The sequence below is a fragment of the Methylophilus sp. genome, from assembly GCF_052173275.1.
Lineage (GTDB): Bacteria > Pseudomonadota > Gammaproteobacteria > Burkholderiales > Methylophilaceae > Methylophilus.
Genome location: NZ_JBQMUL010000002.1, coordinates 779935 through 799719, shown reverse-complemented (window position 1 = coordinate 799719; position 19785 = coordinate 779935). Strand labels below are relative to the sequence as shown.

At 51.7% G+C, this 19785-nt stretch carries 18 protein-coding genes; 2 read left to right on the top strand and 16 right to left on the bottom strand.

All coding sequences use genetic code 11. From position 1 onward, the window contains the following. Positions 1 to 41 precede the first annotated feature (41 nt). From ACTS9Y_RS05390 to ACTS9Y_RS05335, 12 genes are all read right to left on the bottom strand, one after another. Positions 42 to 2072, bottom strand: a complete 2031-nt coding sequence (locus tag ACTS9Y_RS05390; RefSeq protein ID WP_442584951.1) for a M3 family metallopeptidase — start codon at positions 2070 to 2072, stop codon at positions 42 to 44. Positions 2073 to 2215: 143 nt separating this feature from the next. Beyond that, positions 2216 to 3967 carry a phosphoenolpyruvate--protein phosphotransferase gene (ptsP, locus tag ACTS9Y_RS05385; RefSeq protein WP_442584950.1) on the bottom strand — a complete coding sequence of 584 codons (1752 nt, stop codon included), beginning with the start codon at positions 3965 to 3967 and terminating at the stop codon, positions 2216 to 2218. Continuing rightward, positions 3968 to 4237 (bottom strand): HPr family phosphocarrier protein, encoded by a 270-nt coding sequence (locus ACTS9Y_RS05380; protein ID WP_442584949.1) that lies wholly within the window; start codon positions 4235 to 4237, stop codon positions 3968 to 3970. It lies immediately after the preceding gene. Positions 4238 to 4249: 12 nt separating this feature from the next. Beyond that, complete coding sequence (locus ACTS9Y_RS05375) at positions 4250 to 4657, bottom strand: PTS sugar transporter subunit IIA (protein WP_442584948.1); 408 nt, start codon at positions 4655 to 4657, stop codon at positions 4250 to 4252. Between the two features lie 24 nt (positions 4658 to 4681). Continuing rightward, the gene (gene rapZ / locus ACTS9Y_RS05370) at positions 4682 to 5563 is read right to left on the bottom strand and encodes an RNase adapter RapZ (protein ID WP_442584947.1); all 882 of its coding nucleotides are present in this window, start codon (positions 5561 to 5563) and stop codon (positions 4682 to 4684) included. Between the two features lie 19 nt (positions 5564 to 5582). Continuing rightward, the gene (gene hprK, locus ACTS9Y_RS05365; RefSeq protein WP_442584946.1) at positions 5583 to 6533 is read right to left on the bottom strand and encodes an HPr(Ser) kinase/phosphatase; all 951 of its coding nucleotides are present in this window, start codon (positions 6531 to 6533) and stop codon (positions 5583 to 5585) included. Between the two features lie 138 nt (positions 6534 to 6671). Continuing rightward, the gene (gene hpf / locus ACTS9Y_RS05360; RefSeq protein WP_379058759.1) at positions 6672 to 6998 is read right to left on the bottom strand and encodes a ribosome hibernation-promoting factor, HPF/YfiA family; all 327 of its coding nucleotides are present in this window, start codon (positions 6996 to 6998) and stop codon (positions 6672 to 6674) included. A gap of 210 nt (positions 6999 to 7208) precedes the next feature. Further along, entirely contained in the window at positions 7209 to 7844 is a 636-nt protein-coding gene (alkB, locus tag ACTS9Y_RS05355; RefSeq protein WP_442584945.1) for a DNA oxidative demethylase AlkB, read from the bottom strand. Positions 7845 to 7893: 49 nt separating this feature from the next. After that, entirely contained in the window at positions 7894 to 8805 is a 912-nt protein-coding gene (locus tag ACTS9Y_RS05350) for a hypothetical protein (RefSeq protein ID WP_442584944.1), read from the bottom strand. Beyond that, positions 8789 to 9202, bottom strand: coding sequence for a hypothetical protein (locus ACTS9Y_RS05345; RefSeq protein WP_442584943.1), 414 nt, complete (start codon positions 9200 to 9202; stop codon positions 8789 to 8791). Before ACTS9Y_RS05345 ends, ACTS9Y_RS05350 begins: the two co-directional genes overlap by 17 nt. A 98-nt stretch (positions 9203 to 9300) precedes the next feature. Then, positions 9301 to 9888 (bottom strand): hypothetical protein, encoded by a 588-nt coding sequence (locus ACTS9Y_RS05340; protein WP_442584942.1) that lies wholly within the window; start codon positions 9886 to 9888, stop codon positions 9301 to 9303. Between the two features lie 67 nt (positions 9889 to 9955). Further along, complete coding sequence (locus ACTS9Y_RS05335) at positions 9956 to 10483, bottom strand: hypothetical protein (protein ID WP_442584941.1); 528 nt, start codon at positions 10481 to 10483, stop codon at positions 9956 to 9958. Positions 10484 to 10803: 320 nt separating this feature from the next. Between ACTS9Y_RS05335 and ACTS9Y_RS05330 the strand changes: the two genes are divergently transcribed. Then, complete coding sequence (locus tag ACTS9Y_RS05330; RefSeq protein ID WP_442586903.1) at positions 10804 to 12036, top strand: MFS transporter; 1233 nt, start codon at positions 10804 to 10806, stop codon at positions 12034 to 12036. Positions 12037 to 12049: 13 nt separating this feature from the next. Next, on the top strand, positions 12050 to 12409 hold the full coding sequence (locus ACTS9Y_RS05325; protein WP_442584940.1) for a DUF4186 domain-containing protein: 360 nt from the start codon (positions 12050 to 12052) through the stop codon (positions 12407 to 12409). A 653-nt stretch (positions 12410 to 13062) separates the two neighbouring features. On the opposite strand, the gene ACTS9Y_RS05320 is transcribed toward ACTS9Y_RS05325, so the two are convergent. The 4 genes from ACTS9Y_RS05320 to ACTS9Y_RS05305 form a co-directional block, all read right to left on the bottom strand. Continuing rightward, on the bottom strand, positions 13063 to 14451 hold the full coding sequence (locus tag ACTS9Y_RS05320; protein WP_442586902.1) for an efflux transporter outer membrane subunit: 1389 nt from the start codon (positions 14449 to 14451) through the stop codon (positions 13063 to 13065). Between the two features lie 79 nt (positions 14452 to 14530). Next, on the bottom strand, positions 14531 to 17722 hold the full coding sequence (locus ACTS9Y_RS05315; protein WP_442584939.1) for an efflux RND transporter permease subunit: 3192 nt from the start codon (positions 17720 to 17722) through the stop codon (positions 14531 to 14533). Positions 17723 to 17744: 22 nt separating this feature from the next. Next, entirely contained in the window at positions 17745 to 18824 is a 1080-nt protein-coding gene (locus ACTS9Y_RS05310) for an efflux RND transporter periplasmic adaptor subunit (protein WP_442584938.1), read from the bottom strand. A 258-nt stretch (positions 18825 to 19082) separates the two neighbouring features. Beyond that, positions 19083 to 19391, bottom strand: a complete 309-nt coding sequence (locus ACTS9Y_RS05305; protein ID WP_442584937.1) for a hypothetical protein — start codon at positions 19389 to 19391, stop codon at positions 19083 to 19085. Between the last annotated feature and the right edge of the window lie 394 nt (positions 19392 to 19785).

The following is a 19785-nucleotide window of genomic DNA, read 5'->3' as shown; positions in this document are numbered from 1 at the left end:
AAGCGTAGTAAAAAAGCTCCATTTCATGGAGCTTTTTTACTTTATGCAGCCATCCCGTTATGCCTGAGCAAAGCATCCAGACTAGGCTCACGGCCCCTGAATGCGACGAAAGATTCCATTGCCGGGCGTGAGCCACCTTGCGCAAGGACTTCGTTCTTGAAGCGGCTGCCTGCTTCGGCCGACAATACGCCCAGTTCTTCAAACAGGCTATAAGCATCGGCAGACAATACTTCGGCCCATTTGTAACTGTAATAACCGGCTGAATAACCGCCGGCAAAAATATGGCTGAAGCTATTGGGGAAGCGGTTCCATTTTGGCGGGCGCAATACCGCCACTTCGTCACGCACCTGTTCCAGGATATCCAATGCCGTTTGTTTGCTATCCGGGTCAAAACTGCTGTGCAGACGCATATCGAACAGTGAGAATTCGATCTGGCGTACGGTTTGCATGCCGGCCTGGAAGTTTTTGGCGGCGACCATTTTGTCGAACAGTGCGCGCGGCAGTTGTTCACCGGTGTCCACATGCGCAGTCATATGACGCAGCACGTCCCATTCCCAGCAGAAGTTTTCCATAAACTGGCTGGGCAGTTCGACGGCATCCCATTCCACACCTTTAATGCCAGACACGCTGTATTCATCTACCTGGGTCAGCATATGGTGCAAGCCGTGCCCAAACTCGTGGAACAGGGTAATTACTTCATCATGTGTGAACAGGGCAGGTTTGCCAGATACCGGTGCTGAGAAATTGCAGGTCAGGTAAGCTACTGGCAGTTCAATGCCGTCGGCGGTTTTGCGGCGGGTGATGCATTCGTCCATCCAAGCACCGCCGCGTTTACCATTGCGTGCGTACAAATCGAGGTAAAAGTAGGCGATAGGCTGGCGCTGCTGGTCAGTGATCTCGTAAAAGCTGGCATCTTTATGCCACAGTGGTGCCTCAGTCTGGCGCACCTGTACGCCAAAAATGGTTTCAACAACCTTGAACAGGCCCGCTTTTACTTTATCTTCTGGGAAATACTGTTTCACTTCCTGATCAGAAAAAGCGTATTTCTCTTCGCGCAGTTTCTCGCTGACATAACCGACATCCCAGGCTTGCATGTCGCTAAAACCCAGTTTGGCGGCATAGGCTTTTAGCTCGGCCATATCTTTCTCGGCATAGGGTTTGGCGCGTTTGGCTAGGGTGTCCAGAAAGTCGGTCACTTGCTGTGGTGCATCGGCCATTTTGGTCGCTAGTGACAATTCGGCATAATTTTTAAAGCCTAATAGCTGCGCTTCTTCGCGCTTGAGTTTCAGCAGATCGGCGATCAATGGCGTGTTATCCCATTCCGCTTTGCTGAATTCTGAAGCACGCGTGGCATAAGCGCGATACAGTATTTCGCGCAGGGCGCGGTTGTCACAATATTGCATGACCGGCATATAAGAAGGGAAGTGCAGGGTGAAAAGGTAGCCGGTCTTGCCTTCTGCTTTGGCGGCTTCAGCAGCGGCCTGCAAGGCGTCTTCAGGCAATCCGTTTAATTCGGCAGCATTTTCAACGATGTGCTTGAAGTCGTTGGTGTTGTCGAGGATGTTTTCTTCAAATTTGCTGCCGGATTTGGAAAGCTGTTCGGCGATCTCCTTAAAGCGTGCTTTTTCAGCGGCTGGCAATTCGGCACCGCCGAGTTTGAAACCACGCACCTCATTTTCGATGATTTTCTTTTGCGCCGGGCTCAATTGCGCGAATTCGGTACTGGCCTGGATGGCTTTATATTTGTTATACAGGCGCTCATCCTGTGACAAATCACTATAAAAATCAGTCAGTTTAGCCAGGTTGTCGTTGTAGGCTTCACGCAGTTCAGGCGTATTCACCACTGCATTCATATGCCCCACCGGGCCCCAGCTGCGCGATAGCTTTTCAGAGAAATCTTCAATCGGCTGCACAAAGTTCTGCCAGCTGGCCTGGTCAGTGGCTGTCGCCAATTGTTCCACCAGGGCGCGACCTTCGCTGATGAGCTGCTCGATCGCCGGAGACACATGCTCAGGTTGTATCTGGTTGAATTTTGGCAGGCCGCTAAAAATGAGTAATGGATTTGTGCTCACAACTTGTCCTTTGATGAAATGCAATATCGCTAATGATCAGATGCCTATTATTGGCCAAATGTTCGCGTTTGGGTGATTGTATATATTGATGATGGTGATGAGTTTTGTTAAATCAAGCAGCTTTGCTGCAGCCTGAGCCCTGATCAGGCAAACTCGCCATTGAACTTTTTCACCAGCGGTTCTATTTTCTCCAGGTCGCTCAGGGACAGGATCTTTTTCGCCTGCCTAGACAATATGGCTTCTTCACATTGCAGGATCTGTGATTTCACACTGAGTATCTGCGAAGGGTGCATGGATAATTGCCGCATACCCAGGCCTACCAGCAAGCGCGTCAGCTTGATATCGCCCGCCATCTCGCCGCAGACGGAGACCGGCTTGCCATATTTTTCTGCCGCCTGTATGGTCAATTGGATCAACTTTAATACAGCCGGGTGCAACGGGTTATACAGGTGCGCCACCGTATCATCGGCACGGTCGATCGCCAGTGTGTACTGGATCAGGTCATTGGTACCTATGGACATAAAATCCAGCTCCTGCGCAAACGCTTCGGAATTAATCGCGGCGGCCGGGATTTCAATCATGCCACCCAGCGTGATCTGCTCATCAAACGGGATATTCTGCTGGCGCAATGACTCTTTGGCGCGCTGTAACAGTAGTTTGGTCTGCCGCAACTCAGCCAGCGTGGAGAGCATGGGGATCAGGATTTTGACTTTGCCGTAATGCGAAGCACGCAACAGCGCCCTAAACTGGGTATGGAAGATATGCGGTTCTGACAGGCAATAACGCACCGCACGCAAGCCCAGTGCCGGGTTGGTGGCGGTGACGATCTCATCAGGATGTAATTGTTTGTCGGCACCGATATCCAGCGTACGTATGGTCACCGGATAGCCTTTCATGGCCTCGGCTACATGTTTGTAGGCTTCAAACTGTTCCTGCTCGCCCGGCATTTCAGTGCGGTTCATAAACAGGAATTCGGTACGGTACAAACCAACGCCTACCGCACCCGAAGCCTTGGCGCTGACTACATCTTCCGGGACTTCAATGTTGGCTAACAGGTCGATGGCAATGCCATCGACCGTGACGGCTTTGGTGGTTTTGATGCGTTGCAGCTTTTGCTGCGCCAGTTGCCACTGGTTTTGCTTGAGCTGGTATTCAGACAGGACTTCAGGGTCGGGATTGACGATCACTACGCCCTGGGTGCCATCGACGATCATCAGCTCGCCGTCATTGATCAGGTCACGGGCACGTTGCAAGGCCACAATAGAAGGAATATTCAGGCTACGCGCCAGGATGGCGGTGTGCGAGGTGATGCCACCGACATCGGTGATAAACGCCGCGAACTGGTGATGCTTGAACTGGATGGCGTCGGCCGGAGAGACGTCATGCGCGACCAGGATCATGGCGCGCTCCTGTTTGGCCTGCTGTTTTTTCTCGCTGGCATCCAGCTGGTCGCGGCCCAGCAATACTTTGATCACACGCTCGACGACTTGCACCACATCATGTTTGCGTTCACGCAGATAGGGGTCTTCGATCGCCTCGAACTGGGCGACGATATCGTCCATCTGTTGCTTGAGCGCCCACTCGGCATTACATCGCTCGTTCTGGATGATGACTTTGGGTGCCTCGGAAAGCGCCTTGTCACTGAGCATCGCCAGGTGGGTATTGATAAATGCACTCAGCTCTGCAGGCGCGCTGGCCGGCAATTGCTGTTTGATCTGTTCCAGATTATTCTTGACGATTGCGATCGCGCTTTCAAAGCGTGCGATCTCTACCGGAATGGCTGCTACCGGTACTTTAAAATGCACTACCTCCAGCAAGGCATGGGAGATGAGGTGGGCATGTCCAATGGCAATGCCACTGGAAACACCCACGCCGTGCATGCTGAAACTGGTCAATTATTCACCCTCGCCAAAATAATTGTTGATCAGCGTTTGCAGGGCAGTAATCGCCTGCTCTTCATCGGCGCCGGTGGCTTCGATCTCAACGATGCTGCCTTTGGCGGCTGCCAGCATCATGACGCCCATAATGCTTTTGGCATTGACCCGGCGGCCATTTTTTTCTATCCAGACTTCGCTTTTAAACTGGCTGGCAGTCTGGGTGAGTTTGGTTGAAGCACGCGCATGCAGGCCGAGCTTGTTGATGATTTCTAAAGAAATTTTGGCCATAAAATGTTGGAGTTATTGTGTGTGATGACAAGTTGTTTTGGTAAAGTGAACCACCCCTTCGCGACCACCGCTCAAGGCTTTGTCTATGCAGGCATGCAAGCCTTCATGACGGTAATTGAGTACGCGCACCAGCATGGGCAGGTTAACGCCGGCCACGCCTTCAGTGGCGTCCGGGGTCAGCAAGCGGGTAACGATATTGCACGGGGTCGCACCATAGATATCCGACAGCACCAATACCCCCTGGCCGCTATCCAGGGTTTTCACCAGGGCTTCGGCTTTGGGTAATATCTGTGCAGGGTCATCGTGATTGGATATCTCCAGATAATCCAATTGTGCCGGGCGATTACCCATGACATGGGTTGCGCAGTCGATCAGGCTTTGGCCAAAACTGCCATGCGCAATAATCAAAACACCAATCATAGTTTTACTTTCAGAGTCCGTGATTTAAGGGGATACCACCACTGCTACATCCTGCAATTCCCGATGACGGATCATGACCTGATGCAGTTGCTTGAAATATGCCCCCAATTGTTCCACCAAAAAGACGGAACGGTGTTGCCCCCCTGTGCAGCCGATGCCAACCGTGACATAGCTGCGATGATCGTGATAAAAGCTTGGTAGCCATTTTTCTATATAGTGCTGAATATCATGCTGCATTTCAAGCACCATGGGTTCATTTTGCAGGAATTGCTGGATAGGCGCCTGTGTCCCATTGTACGGCCGCAAGATCAGGTCGTAATGCGGGTTGGGCAGGCTGCGCACGTCAAACACAAAGTCGGCGTCGAGCGGAATGCCATGTTTAAAACCAAACGAAATAAACGACAGCACCAGGTTGTGCGGGCGCACTTCCTGAAAGCCCTGTTCGATTTGCAGCATCCAGTCGCGGGTGTGGTTGCGCAAAGCGTTGGATGACAGGTTGCTGGTATCGACATGATGGCCGATGTTACTCAGGCCAGACAGCAAATCGCGCTCGTGGGTGATACTTTCTGCCAGCGCCTGGCTGGGCGTACTCAGCGGATGTTTACGCCGCGTCTCAGAAAAACGTTTGACCAGCGTTTCATTATTGGCATCCAGGTACAGCAGATGGAATGCGATGCCCTGTGTTTTCAATGTTTGCAGGATATCGGGCAGAGATTCGATCGCGATGCTGCGACTATCGATGCTGACGGCCACTTTGGCTGCGTTCTGGTCAGCGACATGGTTCTGGATATGCGGTAGCAGGGTCGCCGGCAAATTATCGATACAGTAATAACCGCTGTCTTCAAATACCCGCAGCGCGATGGTTTTACCCGAACCGGATAAGCCAGTCACAATCACCAGTTGCATTAGCGTGACCACCTGTTTGTCATCGTAATTTGCTCTCTCTCAGCATGATTTGCTTTTGCCGTTGCGTCAGTTGCTTGGTCGCATTGACGCCGCGTAGTAACAACATATGGTTACGCACCGCCGCTTCTACAAGTACCGCGATGTTGCGGCCGGCGGCAATGGGGATAATGACTTTGCTGATTTCAACATCCAGCAGGCGTTCGGTCTGGCGGTTAGCGCTTAAGCGGTCCAGTTCCAGCGGGTTCATTTCATCGGCCAGTTCCAGCTGTATCATCATATCCAGCGGCTTGGTAGGTTTGACCGCATTGTCGCCATAGAGTGCGCGTATGTTCAGAATGCCCAAACCGCGTACTTCCAGAAAATCCTGCAATAGTTCCGGGCAACGGCCTTCTACACGTTCGGGGGAAATACGGTAAAAATCGACAATATCGTCGGCTACCAGGCGGTGTCCGCGTGAGATCAGTTCCAGCGCCAGCTCGCTTTTACCAATGGCAGCACTGCCGGTGATCAGCACACCAAAGCCTTGTACTTCCATGAATACGCCATGCAGGCTGGTGGTTTCTGCCGTGGCTACCGCCAGATAATGGCTAAGCAGCTCCATCAGTTGCGGGCTGATCATGGGTGTGGTGAATAGTGGCACCTGGCTTTGCTGCGCGGCTTCCAGCATGGTGGGCGGTACTTGTTCGCCATTGGCGACCACGACCATGGCCAGGTCGGTAGAAAACAGGTTGGTCACGGCCTGTTGCAGCGCGAGGATGCTCAGGCCGCCCAGGTAATCCATTTCGGCACAGCCCAGCACCTGGACACGGTTAGGGTGGACAAAGTTTAAATGCCCAACCAGTGCCAGTGACGGTTTGGTGACGGTGCCGGAGTTGAGGATTTTTTTGCCGCCTGATTCGCCAGCCACCCATTTCAATTTGAGTTTTCCGCGAATTTGCTTGTACAAGTCGGCCACTGAGATTTGTGCCATGTATGGTCCTGAACCAATTGCAACAAAGAGACTAGGCTTATTTTACAACCGAAAGTTGTTACTGGGGAGTGAAACGAGGTAAAAGTGATTGGGGAGGGTGAATTCTCTACCCGGTGGGTAGAGAAGTTGAAACAGAAGTTAAGCGCTCAACTGGTGCTTCACAGCACCGCCAGACTTATGATGGTCGCCGTGTTTTTCCTTGTGTTTCAATACCTGACGGTCAAGTTTGTCAGTAAGCATGTCGATGGCGCTGTACATATTCTCATCGGTGCAGGCAGCGTGTAAATCGTTACCTGGAACATGTAGCGTGGCTTCAACCTTTTGGGCGAGCTTTTCAACAGACATGGTGACTTTGACATCAATCACATGGTCGAAGTGATTGCTGATGCGCGAAAACTTGGATAACACATACTCGCGCAAAGCCGGAGTGATTTCTAAATGATGTCCTGTAAGTTGTAGATTCATGACAAACTCCTTTTATGAAAAGATCCCATCCTGTTCTCAATTGCCTTATCAATTGGGCGGCGGGGACAAGTTCAGTGTACTCCTTTGAAAAACAGATGCAACCCGGAATAGCGCCGGATTTTTGATGTTAATCAGAAGTTATGGAGACACTGTAAGATTACCGACAACTCTGAGGCTAATAGTTCCAGGCCATTCAATTCAACGCTGGTTTTATTTGGCTTTTCGCAATGTCAGGTTGATTCGTCTTGGGCCAAGCAGCGGGTGCGTATCTGCCTTCACAGGTGCCACCCCATGATAAAAACGTCGGCTGGCACCTCCCCAAACCACGACATCGCCATGCTGTAACGGTATTTTGACCGGCTTATCGGTACGCTTGCTTTCGCCAAATAAAAAGGTAGCCGGGATGCCCAGTGACAGCGAGACTATCGGCTGCGAAAAATCCATTTCATCTTTGTCCTGATGCAAGCCCATTTTACTGCCAGGCGCATAGACATTGATCAGGCAGCTATCCGGCACAAACGCATGATAACCAGCCTTGTGCGCCGCTTGTGCCGCCAGTTGCAATATCACCGGCGGGATACGCGGCCATGGCAAACCGGTGCCCGGCTGCATGGCGCTATACGCATAGCCATGGCCATTACCCACCCAGCCCCAGTCACCCATACTGCTGGTTCTCACGGACATCAGGCCCATAGGGGTCATCATCTGTTGCGGTGGGTATTCGGATAAATGCTGTTGCAAGTTGCGCCACAGTGCTTCCATCACCGGCAAGGCAAAACCGGGCAACCAGCAGGCACCTTCAGCCAGCGGTACTAGTTCAGGGTGTTGTTCGGAAAATAAGTCCATAAAGTCACATTGATCAGGCGCAAGCCGGATCATAGGCAGGTTGTTTTATTTAGTGCATCCATTCAATACGGACATTCTTTTCCCGCGCAAGTTTTTCCATATGCGGGATCGCGCGCTCCAGCCGGATCAGATAATCGGCAGCGGTTTCCTGGTGAAAGCCCAGCACCATGACCGAGTGATGGGCATTGAGCAGCTGCTCGAACAGCTGCAATAACGCTTTTGTATTGGTGTAGTCAGCCAGCGCGGCATTGTCCGGGTATTCCATCAGGTTTATACTCAGCGCAAATGGCTGCGCAAGCGGTGTACTGTGCGGGTGCAGTTTTTTTAGCAAGCGTATCATGCTGCTATCCTGGTGCCAGCGTCCGGTCAGCAGGTTGGCATCAATCGTTGAGCTATCCCACACAAAGCGGTTCGCTTCCAGCGCTGCCTGTAACTTGGGGCCAAATTGCCAGGCCCCGGCGCGAAAATGGCGGGGGCGTTGAAAGCCATTGGTCGTGAGCAATTCACTGCTACAAGCCACCAGTTTGGTGAGTTCGTGCTGGCTGTAAGCGTATTCCAGGCTGACCGAATAGCCGCAGCTTGTGTGGGTGCAATCCTCTTGCACATCTGCGATCGATGGCGTTGTCTGAAACGCGATGCCGCAATGTTCAACCAGCGAGCGCATCGCGTGCACATGCAAGCCGACTGTGTCATGCGCAAGAAAAGTGCTGCGTATATGGCTGCCTATCTGTGCACGGTTCACGCCTGGCTGTATGAAATAAGCCGGATTGATCAGGTGCAATAGAGGAATGTAGGGGAATTTCTCGCGGAAGGCACGCATGGCCTGGAGGTTATCTTCTTCCAGCGACAGCCCTTCCCAGTCTACCGTGACCCACAGCTGCATGCTGTCTGTTGCCATGGCTGGTAAAGGCTGCACCAATGCCAGCACGATCAGCAAGATCCGGCTAAGGTGCTGCGGCATCTACGCTATTCACAGGTCGCTTGATTGCCTGGTTATGTCTGACGCCGATGAACCAGAACAGGCCGCCGCCTATCACCGCCGAGGCAAAGATGAACAGGCCTTGCGCATGTAGTTTCTGTAGCCTTTCCGCGTGGTCCAGCGGGCTCAGCATAAATATGAAGACGATAGCGGCACATAGTAGCGCGGCCATTATGCAGGCGGTGAGTCCCAGCCATTGTTTTTGATAGAGTAACCAGAACAATGGCGGGCCTATCGCCAGTACAAACGGGTAGGTGATATAAGTGATCATCAGGCTAATCACCAGTGCATCGCCGAATGGATAACCGCCGAATAACACACACATGAACGTGATGGCCAAGGCAGGTGCGGTCAGAAATGCTGCAATCACTCTCAACATACTTGGCTCCTATCCCGTGGCAGCAAGCTACCCAGGCATCATTCCCCAGGTGTCATAAAGATCACTCTCAGGTCGCCAGGCAGTTCAGGTTCGGCAACCTAATCCTGCGGACATTTTATCGTGTGATTGACCATTTTGCCATCCACCAGCTGTATGGTTTCTTCGCCTAAGCGGCATTTCTTGTCGGCATCCATATGCCAGGCATTTTTATAGATTTCGGTATAACTGTTTCTATCCCATGACCATGTCGATTCGCTGCCATGCACCGCATCACTGGAGGCTTCATTGATCTTTCTGTATCCGTTTAATTTCTTTTCTAACACGTCTACCTTTTGAGTGGCAGAGGCATGCCAGATCAGTTTTGCCGCACTGCCTTTCATTTGAAACAGCCATACCGGGCAAAAGCCCTCTGTGCACAGGCAGGTGCGCGCGGGTTTTACCAGATAGGCTTTGGTGGTTTTATTCAGGCTCACTATTTCAGCTTCAAATATATCCGCTGGCTTGGGTTCCGAACAACTGGCTAAAGCACTTTTGCCTACTTCTTTAGTCAGCTGTGCAATGACAGGCGCGGGGATTTTAGCCGGTGTTTTGAACTGCTCCTTGGTGCTAAAAGTGTCATCAGCCAGTGCTGTTGTGGCGAAGAGCAACGCAAAACAAACAGTTGCGATTGAAGGTAGTGATTTCATTGTTACAAACATCTTTCGTATGCCTTTTACTTTCAAAGCTGCTTATACAAAGCGCGATGAATAACAATTAAAATTTAAGACATATGTTTGATGTCTTAATCCATTTACCGCTTTGCAGTTCTTCAATTTCTGCTTCATTACATTGCCGTTCAGGGTTCCACACCCATACCTGGTTATAACTCTCCTGGTATTCCGCGCCATCCCACACATAACCTACTTCATAACCATGGGTGATTAATCCGCCAGATACCTTGATATCAGGGTAGCCCTTGCTTTTCTTGTCCGAGAAAGTGAGCAAGCCGGCCATCGGCGATTCGAAAATCAGTTTTGCCTGATTTGGCGCAGCGGCAAACACCCACATCGGGCAGCCGTCATCGCTGCAAAAACAGCTATACCGTGGTTTTACGACCAACGCTTTCACCGATGAGTTCAAAGCGACTGTTTTTGCCTGAAAAGCTTTGTTTATCGTTGCACCTTCTTGTTTGCACTCAGGGTAAGCCGAGCTGATTTCTTGTGCCAGGTAAGTAATCACTGGCGCAGGCATTATCACCGGCTGATCAAAGGTCTGGTCAGCGCGGATATTGTCAGCAGCCATGAGTGAACAGGAGAAAGCGAATAAAAATAAGAGACTGGTAAATGAATATGAACGCATGGCTAACAGTTGAATAAATGAGGTTGGCAATTTTTTCGCTGCTATCAGTTTAGCCAGGCGGGTTAAACAAACAAATTAAAGAGGGCGGGTGCGCCCCATCTATATCGGCAGAGTCGCACGAGGCCACGACGGCTCATCAGCGAATAAACTTCGCGTACTGCCTGATTCACTGCACCCGCCGCGCTATTGTAGGGTAATCCGCGGCACAACCAAAGCGCCGACTCACCATCAGGGCACAAGGTTGGATAGCGTATAATATGGCTATGTCTTTATCCGTTCGTCAGATTCTGGCCCATCAGGGCTTTGCTTTCCCCAAGTTGCTCGCTTTTCGTATCATGATGGTGCTGTCTTACCAGATGATGATGGTGGCCATCGGCTGGCATATTTATGAGCTGACGCATGACCCATGGTCGCTTGGCCTGATCGGGCTGGCGGAAGTCATCCCCTATATGAGCAGTGCCCTTTTTCTTGGGCACGCGGTCGATCACTACTTTTCACGGCGCGGCTTCGCCATGGTGTCGGCGCTGTTTCTGGCGTTGAATGCCTGTATGCTGGTGCTGATTACCCAGCATCAGCCCACCCATATCGTGATGTGGATTTATGGCACGGTCGCGCTGACCGGCTTTGCGCGCGCGCTGATCTCGCCCAGTTATAACACCCTGTTTGCGTTGATCATCCCGCGCGCGTCGATTGCGCGGGCTTCTGGCATAGGCAGCTCTATGTTCCAGATCGGCCTGATTGTCGGCCCCGCGATTGGTGGTTTGCTGGTCGGCTTTGCCGATAAATATGTGGCCTATGAAATATCCGCCTTGCTGGCGCTGGGCGCTGCGATCGCAGCACTGACCTTGCGTGTGCAGGAGCATCGCAGCCATGCACCTATGAAAGTATTTGCCAGCATCGCTGAAGGGTTACGTTTCGTCAGGCGCACGCAGGTAGTGCTGGCAGCACAGTTGCTGGATATGTTTGCCGTGCTGTTTGGCGGCACCGTGGCCATGTTGCCTGCCTTTGTGCATGATGTGTACCAGATGGGCCCGGAAGGGTTGGGCGTGTTGCGTGCGGCCCCGGCGGTGGGGGCGATTGTCACAGGTATCTGGCTGGCTAAGAAACCGATACACCAGCATAGCGGCCGCTGGTTGCTGCTGGCGGTGGCCGGGTTTGGCCTGTGCATGATCGCCTTTGGCTTGACCAGCACCTATTGGCTGGCGATCGTGATCCTGGCGATTTCCGGCACCATGGACGCCGTCTCCGTGATTTTGCGGCAAACCATTTTGCAACTGGCAACGCCTGATGGCATGCGCGGACGGGTGTCCGCCATCAATGGTATTTTCATCGGTTCCTCCAATGAGCTGGGCGCATTTGAATCCGGCCTTACAGCCAGGTTCATGGGCCTGGTGCCCTCGGTGATATTTGGCGGGTGTATGACGATAGCCGTGGTAGGCGTGACAGCCGTCAAAGCACCAAAACTGCGTGACCTGCATTTGTCGGAACTGCATTAGCCCCTGATAAATCATGCGCGATCTGGATCAGTTGTTTCAAACATTGCAACGCTCCAAGTTTCGTACCAGCTTTCATCTCAATGCCAGGGATTTGCAATACCTGCGGCAAAAGGGCCTGGCCGTGGTGCTCGATCATGCAGAGACCTTTATTGCAGATAGGCTGGCCCCGGCAGTGATTGCCAATGAAGGGCAGCAAACACCGATGCGTGGGCATCCGGTGTTTGTGGCACAACATGCAACGGCGACTTGTTGTCGCGGGTGTTTGGCGAAGTGGCATCGCATCCCGGAGGGGAGGGTGCTTAGTCTGGATGAGCAGGCGTATATTGTGGTGGTGTTGGAGCGGTGGTTAATGCCATTGCTTGCTGATTCGTAGTGATCACGAAACACTCTTCTGTTCGTCATACTGGCGTAGGATTTAGCATGGGTTCCGCAGAGTAACTCTGTGCCTTCGAAATGACTGGATTATGCGGCAGTTGATCCGCCCTACAATAGAGATAAATCCCCATTCGTCATTCTGGCGGAGGCCAGAATCCAGGCAGGGTTCATGCATAGTTTTGTTACAGTAGGGAGCAAGTGTTTCATTTACAGGTGGTTTAAAAACTAATTCTTTGAGTGGTTAAGCATTCGAGGTTTCTGCTTTATTGCACCATTCCTTTTCGCCCCTAGGCGAGTGACTTTTCTTTGCTTGCCCAAAGAATAAGTCACCAAAAGAAAGGGCACCCTAGCTTCCGCTTGTTTCCTGCGTTGCTCGAACCAGGACTTTCGTCCGTTGCGTTGCCGGACTTAGGCATAAGCGGTCGCGAAACTCGCCCTAGCGGCTTGCAAAAGACGCAAGCCACCGCGGAACTCAGACAGTCGCTCCCTTCCTCCTTATTTTGCCTGCGCTACTCGGCGCGTCAGATAGGGGCCCGGTTAAAACCACCACGTTGTGGCTTTGTTAGGGAAAATCCTATTCCATCTCGCAATGAGTCAATAGCAATTAAAAGCGAGATGGAATAGGTTTGTTTGGGTGGTTGATATTGGTGTTTACTTCCAGCCACCACCCAGTGAGCGGTACAGATTCACCACTGCGGAAACCTGTTGTTGCTTGGTTTCTATCAGTTCCATTTTGGCATCCAGTGCATCGCGTTGCGTCAACAGTACTTCCATATAGTCGGCACGGGCAGCTTTGAACAGTTGGTTGGCGACATCAATCGATTGCGTTAATGCTTCCACTTGTTTGTTTTTCAGCTGGTAGTTTTTGTCCAGGTTGTCGATGTTTGAAACCTGGTTAGCGACTTCCATATAGGCATTGATGATGGTCTGCTCATATTCATACGCAGCCTGAACTTGCAGGGCGCTGGCGCTTTTGTATTGCGCTTCGATCGCATTGCGGTTAATCAGCGGGGCGACCAGTTCACCCCCAAACGAGGCTGCGATCGAGGCTGGGATATTCAGCAGGTATTTTGGATCAAATGCCTGGAAGCCCAGCCCGCCACGGATAGCGAACGAAGGGTAGAAGTTGGCTTTGGCGACATCGATATTCAGTTTGGCCGCTGAGAGTTCCAGTTCGGCCTGGCGGATATCCGGGCGGTTAGCCAGCAACTCGGAGGGCACACCGGCCTGGACCATTTTCGGTTGCATATCCATAAAGTGTGCCGATGAACGCGCAACCGGTTGCGAGGTTCTGCCTAGCAAAAAGTTGATGCGGTTTTCGGTTTCAACAATCTGCTGTTTCAACACAAACTGGCGGCTCTGGTTCTTTTTCACCTCTGCTTCAAACCGCTTCACCGCCAGGGAGTTGGCGCGTGCGTATTGTTGCAGTTGTTTCACCACTTCAAAGGCGTTTTGCTGGATGGCGATATTCTGGTCCAGTGTTTCCAGTTCGTTATCCAGCGCCACCAGTTCGTAGTATGAATTAGCGACTTCTGCCACCAGGTTGGTCACCAGGAAGTGTTTGCCCTCTATGCTGGCCATGTATTCCGTCACCGCGACTTTGGTGGCGTTACGCAGTTTCTTCCACACGTCCAGCTCCCACGAGGCGGTCAGGCCAAACTGGTAGTTACCCAGAAAGCGCGGATTAGAACGCCCTTCCTTGATATCCAGGTTTTCTTCCACGGCGCCGTTGCGGGTATATTTGCCGACTTTTTCCTTATCGGCACTCGCGCCTATGCCGACAAATGGCAGATACTCACCGCGCCTGGCCTGGATCTCGTTCTGGGCGACGCTGATACGTTGCGCCATCATGTTGACTTCTTTGTTGTTGGCCACTGCAATATCGATCAGCGAGATCAGGTGCTGGTCGTCAAAAAAGTCTTTCCAGTTGGCATCGGCACTATTGCCCGCCGGTTCTACGGCCTCCTGAAAGTGGGTGGGTAAACTGGTATCGGCCTGCTTGGTCGTGATGCCGGGAATAGAGCAGGATTGCAGCAGCATGGCTGTACTGCCTGCTATCAACCAGGCTGCGGTTTTACGGGAGTTCAGCAGCCACAGCGAGGGTTTGCGTGCGTTAGGATTAAGCTTCATCATCGTCATTTTCCAGCCCATTGCTATAGTGATACATTTCAGTCAGAGGTTCTTGTTCCTCATGTCTGATCAGGGTTTTACCATCTGTCATTTTTGCGAACATGTAATAAAGACCAGGGATCAGGATGACGCCGAATACGGTGCCGAACAGCATGCCGCCAAAGGCAGAGGTGCCGATGGTGCGGTTACCTACAGCGCCCGCGCCAGTTGCCATCACCAATGGGATCAAGCCAGCCAGAAACGCAAACGAAGTCATCAGGATAGGCCGGAACCGTGCTCGGGCGCCTTCAATCGCGGCATCCCGCAGCGACATGCCCTGATTATGTTTTTGCACGGCAAATTCCACGATCAGCACCGCGTTTTTACCCAGCAGGCCCACCAGCATCACCAGCCCGACCTGTGCATAGATATCATTGGCCAACCCTAGCGATTTCAGCAGGAAGAATGTACCAAACACGCCTGCTGGTAATGACAGGATCACCGCCAGTGGCAATACAAAACTTTCGTATTGCGCAGCGAGCACCATGTAAACGAAGATCAGCACCACACCAAAAATCAGCACAGCTTCGTTACCACGTTGTGCTTCGTCAAACGACAGGCCTTCCCAGCCGATGTCATAGCCATGTGGCAAGGTGGCTTTGGCGACTTCTTTCACCGCCTTGATCGCATCGTCACTGGTATAACCAGGCGCTGGTGCGGCACGGATGGTGGCTGAGTTATACAGGTTGTAACGCGTGATTTCGTTAGGGCCCTGCATTTTCTTCATTTTCATAAAGGCAGAGTAAGGCACCATTTCGCCATCTTCGTTCTTCACGTAGTAGTTGAGGATGTCGCTAGGGTAGCGCCTGAACTCAGGGCTGGCCTGGGTATACACCTTGAAGAAATTATTAAAGCGGATAAAGCCCTGCTCGTAAGTACTGCCGATCAGGATGTTCAGGTTGTCCATCGCTTTACCGATAGACACGCCTTTTTGCATGGCTGCCTTGTTGTCGATTTCCAGCTCATATTGCGGATAGTTGGCCGCATAGAAGGTGAACAGGCCTGAAAGCTCCTTGCGTTTACCCAGCGCTGCCATGAACTCCTGGTTGATCTTGTCGAACGCATGGTAGTCAGTACCATTGGTTTTATCCAGCAGGCGTAAGGCCAGGCCAGAAGCCGCACCGTAACCAGGCACTGCAGGTGGTTCAAAGTACTCGATCACCGCACCGAAGTTCTTGGTTTTTTCTTCCAGTTCTTCAATGATCTGGTGCACCGATTTACTGCGTTTGGACCAGTCTTTCAGGTTGATCAAACAGGTACCGGCGTTAGAACCACGGCCTTCAGTGAGGATCTCATAACCGGCCAGTGATGAAACCGATTCAATGCCATCAATGCTCTGCGCTTCTTTTTGCAGCAAGCGAGCGACCTTGTTGGTGGCTTCAAGTGTTGAGCCAGGTGGCGTCTGGATAATGGCGTAAATCTGGCCCTGGTCTTCACCGGGGATAAATCCGGCTGGCAGGGTTTTGTTGACGACAAAGGTACCGAAGGCAAACCCGGCCAGTGCCAGTACTGAAATCGTACGCACAGTCACGATCTTACCCAGCAATTTGGTGTAGTGCCCGGTCAGGCGGTCAAACCAGCGGTTGAATTTATCGAGCAACCAGCTGATAGGCGTTCTGCGTTTAGGCTGGCCGTGATGGTTTTTCAGCAGGATCGCGCACAGCACCGGTGTCAGTGACAAGGCGACGATACCGGAAATCACGATAGAAGAGGCCATGGTGATAGAAAACTGGCGGTAAAACACGCCGACCGGCCCAGACATAAAGGCCACCGGAATAAATACAGCCGTCATCACCAGGGTAATGGCCACAATCGCGCCACCAATCTCGCCCAGCACTTTTTGCGTGGCGCGGTAGGGCGTGATGTGTTCATCTTCTTCAAACTTGGCGTGTACGGCTTCTACCACCACAATGGCGTTATCGACCACGATACCGATCGCCAGCACCAGCGCGAACAGGGTGATCAGGTTGATGGTGACGCCGAATAATTGCATGCAAAAGAAGGCACCGATCAACGACACCGGCACCGCCAGGATAGGGATCAGGGTAGAACGCCAGTCACCGAGGAAAACATACACTACTAGCGCGACCAGGAAAAACGCTTCTACCAGGGTGTGCAATACTTTTTCGATAGAGGCATCCAGGAACTTGGATACGTCGTAGTCGATTTCATAAGACATGCCCGCCGGGAAGTTGGGTTTTAACTCCTCCATGCGTTTTTTCACATTCTCAATCACCTCGCTGGCGTTACTGCCGTAGTTTTGTTTGAGCACGATAGCAGAAGAAGGGAAGCCATCCTTGTTGGAATAAATATCAAAGAACTCGCTGCCCAGTTCGATCTTGGCCATGTCCTTCAGTTTCAGGATCTCACCTTCAGAATCGGCGCGGATAATAATGTCGCCATATTCTTCCGGCTTGTTGTAACGGCCTTTGTAGACCAGAACGTATTCTTTAGATTGCGCAGAAATACCCGAGCTTTGACCCAAACGACCAGGGCGGCCGATAATGCTCTGCTCGCTGATCGCTTTCATGACGTCTTCGATAGACACCTTGTAAGCACGCATGCGGTCAGGGTTGAGCCAGATACGCATGGCATACTGGCGGCTACCCAGGATCTTGGCGCTGGCGATACCGTTCACACGCTGGATCTCAGGAATCACGTTGACGTTGGCGTAGTTGTACAAAAACTTCTCGTCAGCGTTCTTATCTTTGCTGAACAGGTTGATGTACATCAGCATGCTAGGCTGCACGCGTTCGACGACCACACCTTCGAGTTGCACCAGTTCAGGCAAACGGCTCATCACCTGGTCAATCCGGGTCTTGACGTTGATCATGGCCTGGTTCGGGTCAGTGCCCAGCGCAAAAATCACCTGGATAGTCGCTTCACCGGCACTGGTCGCATCAGACACGATGTATTTCATGCCCGGCACGCCGTTGATGGCGCGTTCTATGGTGATGAGGGACGATTGCACCAATACATCCGCACTCGCGCCTGGATAAGCCAGAGAGACGATCACGCGTGGCGGCGCAATATCAGGGAACTGCGAAGTCGGTAGTGACTTGATGGAAAGAAAGCCTAAAAACACGATCAATAGCGACAGAATAATCGCCATGACCGGTCTTTTGATAAAAATACTTAGCATGGGGGATTCGCTTTCTGGCTGACTATTCGGCGTAAAGGTCTAAATGGGAATACACATGCTCCGGTGTCTGGAAGTTCACCGCGATGGTTTCTCCGTTTTGCACCCTGCGCAGGCCTTCGATCAATACGCGATCATCTTCTTTCAGGCCAGCTTTGACGATAAACAGATGTGGCTGCTCGGCCGCAATCGTGATCAGGCGTTGTTCCAGCTTGTTGGCCTTGGTCACCACATACACATAGGTTTTATCCAGCACCTCAAACGTGGCTTTTTGTGGAATCAGCAACGCATTCGCAAACGGCACTTCCATTAAAATGTTGCCGGTCTCGCCATGCCTGAGCACGCGGTCAGGGTTGTTAAACACGGCGCGGAATTCGATATTGCCGGTTTTGTTGTCAAAATCACCTTCTATGGTTTCTATGGTGCCTTCCTGGTTAAATACTTGCGCATTGGCCATTTTCAGTTTGACCTTGCGGTGTTCATCGCGGCCTTGTATCGCCATGTAATCCAGGTACTCGGCTTCCGGCACGTTGAAATACACCCACATTTTGCTGTTATCAGACAGCGTAGTCAGCAGGTCGCCTTCGTCCATCAGGCTGCCTTTCCGTGCGGCAAGATGATCCATGATGCCAGTAAACGGTGCCTTGATATCAGTAAAATTCAAATGCGTTTGTGCCAGCTTGACTTCGGCATTGGCTTTGTCGAGCTTGGCTCTGGCCAGCGCCAGTTCATTGGGCGAGACAATATTCTTCTCGGCCAGCGCACGTGTGTTTTCGTATTCGATCTGCACGGTCTTGGTCTCGGCTTCGGCTTTCAGCAGTTCGACCTGGTAGACATTCGGCATGATCTTAAACATGGGTTGCCCCTGTTTGACCACTTGCCCTTCATCGACAAAGATATCCTGCAGATAGCCACGTTCCAGCGCGCGCAATTCAATATGCTGGATGGCATGGATCTGGGCGACATATTCCTTGGTAATGCTGGTGTCCTTGCGCAACGGCGAGGTCACCTCCAGTTTGGGCGGCGCTTCCTTGTGCTCTTCCTCTTTGTGACAGGCGCTGAGCACGCTGCCAAGAAAACCTAAAACAACCAGGTGCCTAATCATTGAATGCTGTTTAATCATAGTGTTTGTGTGTATCTGATAATAAAGAAAGGGTAAGGCAACGCACTGGTGTTCTGCGTGGGGTGGTCGGGCATGTGCGATAAACCTGTCTGGCAATACACAGTCTGTGATGTCCGCATGGTGCAGGTGAGGTTGCTTGTTTCAGGCACAAGCAGGCACTTACCTCACAATGACGGGATACAGGGGTGCGGGTGTTCAGGTTCAGCGCGCGCCATGCTTGGCACAAACGCAGATAACACCTTAAAGTGAGGTAGGCGGTGCGCGCGAATGCAGGTGACGGACAACCACCGGGCGTGGGGCCACGCGACGGCGAGAGAAACACAGCAACGCAAAAGGAATCGCGCAGGCAATCATCATGCTTGCGGCAGGGGGGATCAGGTAAAGCGGCGAAGTAAGGTGCGATTCGCCATCGCCGGTGTATTCAATGATTTCGGCCACGCGCACCCTGACGGTGTCATCGCTGTAGCTGGAATGATCGGAGAATTCAGCGACTAATGCAAAGCCGAGTACAGTCAGCAGTACTGTGACGACCCACAGTCTGAGTTGCATTGCGGCTGTATTCAAATGTTTATGCATTAAGTCAGTTAACGGAAAAGGATCTATTTTCTGTAATGAGGGTTTTAATGGATGAAATAAGCGCTTAAAAACCCGGCACCAAAATGTCTTTTTAAGGCTTTACAATACTTACATTAAACGCTTTTACATGGCGAATGACAAGCCGGAAACTGGCCAAGTTCGCATAAAATGGCCGTTTGTAAGCTGGGTGTCAGCTTCGAAGCATTTATTTCAATGAAATGGTTGTTTTGCAGGGTATGCGCAGTGTTTGCGTAACGGACTGCTTTTGCGAAAGCAGATGATTGGTGCAACAGATTGTCTGTTCTGGCGACGGCCAGAATGACGATCATACTAAATACACTAGTGTGGAAAACATTCCACCCAGATA

Bases quoted from the DNA above. Each gene is read 5' to 3' on its own strand.
- ACTS9Y_RS05330 (WP_442586903.1), top strand. From the start codon at position 10,804: ATGTCTTTATCCGTTCGTCAGATTCTGGCCCATCAGGGCTTTGCTTTC.
- ACTS9Y_RS05305 (WP_442584937.1), bottom strand. From the start codon at position 19,391: ATGCAACTCAGACTGTGGGTCGTCACAGTACTGCTGACTGTACTCGGC.
- ACTS9Y_RS05345 (WP_442584943.1), bottom strand. From the start codon at position 9,202: ATGTTGAGAGTGATTGCAGCATTTCTGACCGCACCTGCCTTGGCCATC.
- ACTS9Y_RS05350 (WP_442584944.1), bottom strand. From the start codon at position 8,805: ATGCCGCAGCACCTTAGCCGGATCTTGCTGATCGTGCTGGCATTGGTG.
- ACTS9Y_RS05340 (WP_442584942.1), bottom strand. From the start codon at position 9,888: ATGAAATCACTACCTTCAATCGCAACTGTTTGTTTTGCGTTGCTCTTC.
- ACTS9Y_RS05310 (WP_442584938.1), bottom strand. From the start codon at position 18,824: ATGATTAGGCACCTGGTTGTTTTAGGTTTTCTTGGCAGCGTGCTCAGC.
- alkB (WP_442584945.1), bottom strand. From the start codon at position 7,844: ATGGACTTATTTTCCGAACAACACCCTGAACTAGTACCGCTGGCTGAA.
- ACTS9Y_RS05335 (WP_442584941.1), bottom strand. From the start codon at position 10,483: ATGGCTGCTGACAATATCCGCGCTGACCAGACCTTTGATCAGCCGGTG.
- ACTS9Y_RS05380 (WP_442584949.1), bottom strand. From the start codon at position 4,237: ATGGCCAAAATTTCTTTAGAAATCATCAACAAGCTCGGCCTGCATGCG.
- ACTS9Y_RS05325 (WP_442584940.1), top strand. From the start codon at position 12,050: ATGCGCGATCTGGATCAGTTGTTTCAAACATTGCAACGCTCCAAGTTT.
- ACTS9Y_RS05320 (WP_442586902.1), bottom strand. From the start codon at position 14,451: ATGCTGCTGCAATCCTGCTCTATTCCCGGCATCACGACCAAGCAGGCC.
- ACTS9Y_RS05375 (WP_442584948.1), bottom strand. From the start codon at position 4,657: ATGATTGGTGTTTTGATTATTGCGCATGGCAGTTTTGGCCAAAGCCTG.
- ACTS9Y_RS05315 (WP_442584939.1), bottom strand. From the start codon at position 17,722: ATGCTAAGTATTTTTATCAAAAGACCGGTCATGGCGATTATTCTGTCG.
- rapZ (WP_442584947.1), bottom strand. From the start codon at position 5,563: ATGCAACTGGTGATTGTGACTGGCTTATCCGGTTCGGGTAAAACCATC.
- hpf (WP_379058759.1), bottom strand. From the start codon at position 6,998: ATGAATCTACAACTTACAGGACATCATTTAGAAATCACTCCGGCTTTG.
- hprK (WP_442584946.1), bottom strand. From the start codon at position 6,533: ATGGCACAAATCTCAGTGGCCGACTTGTACAAGCAAATTCGCGGAAAA.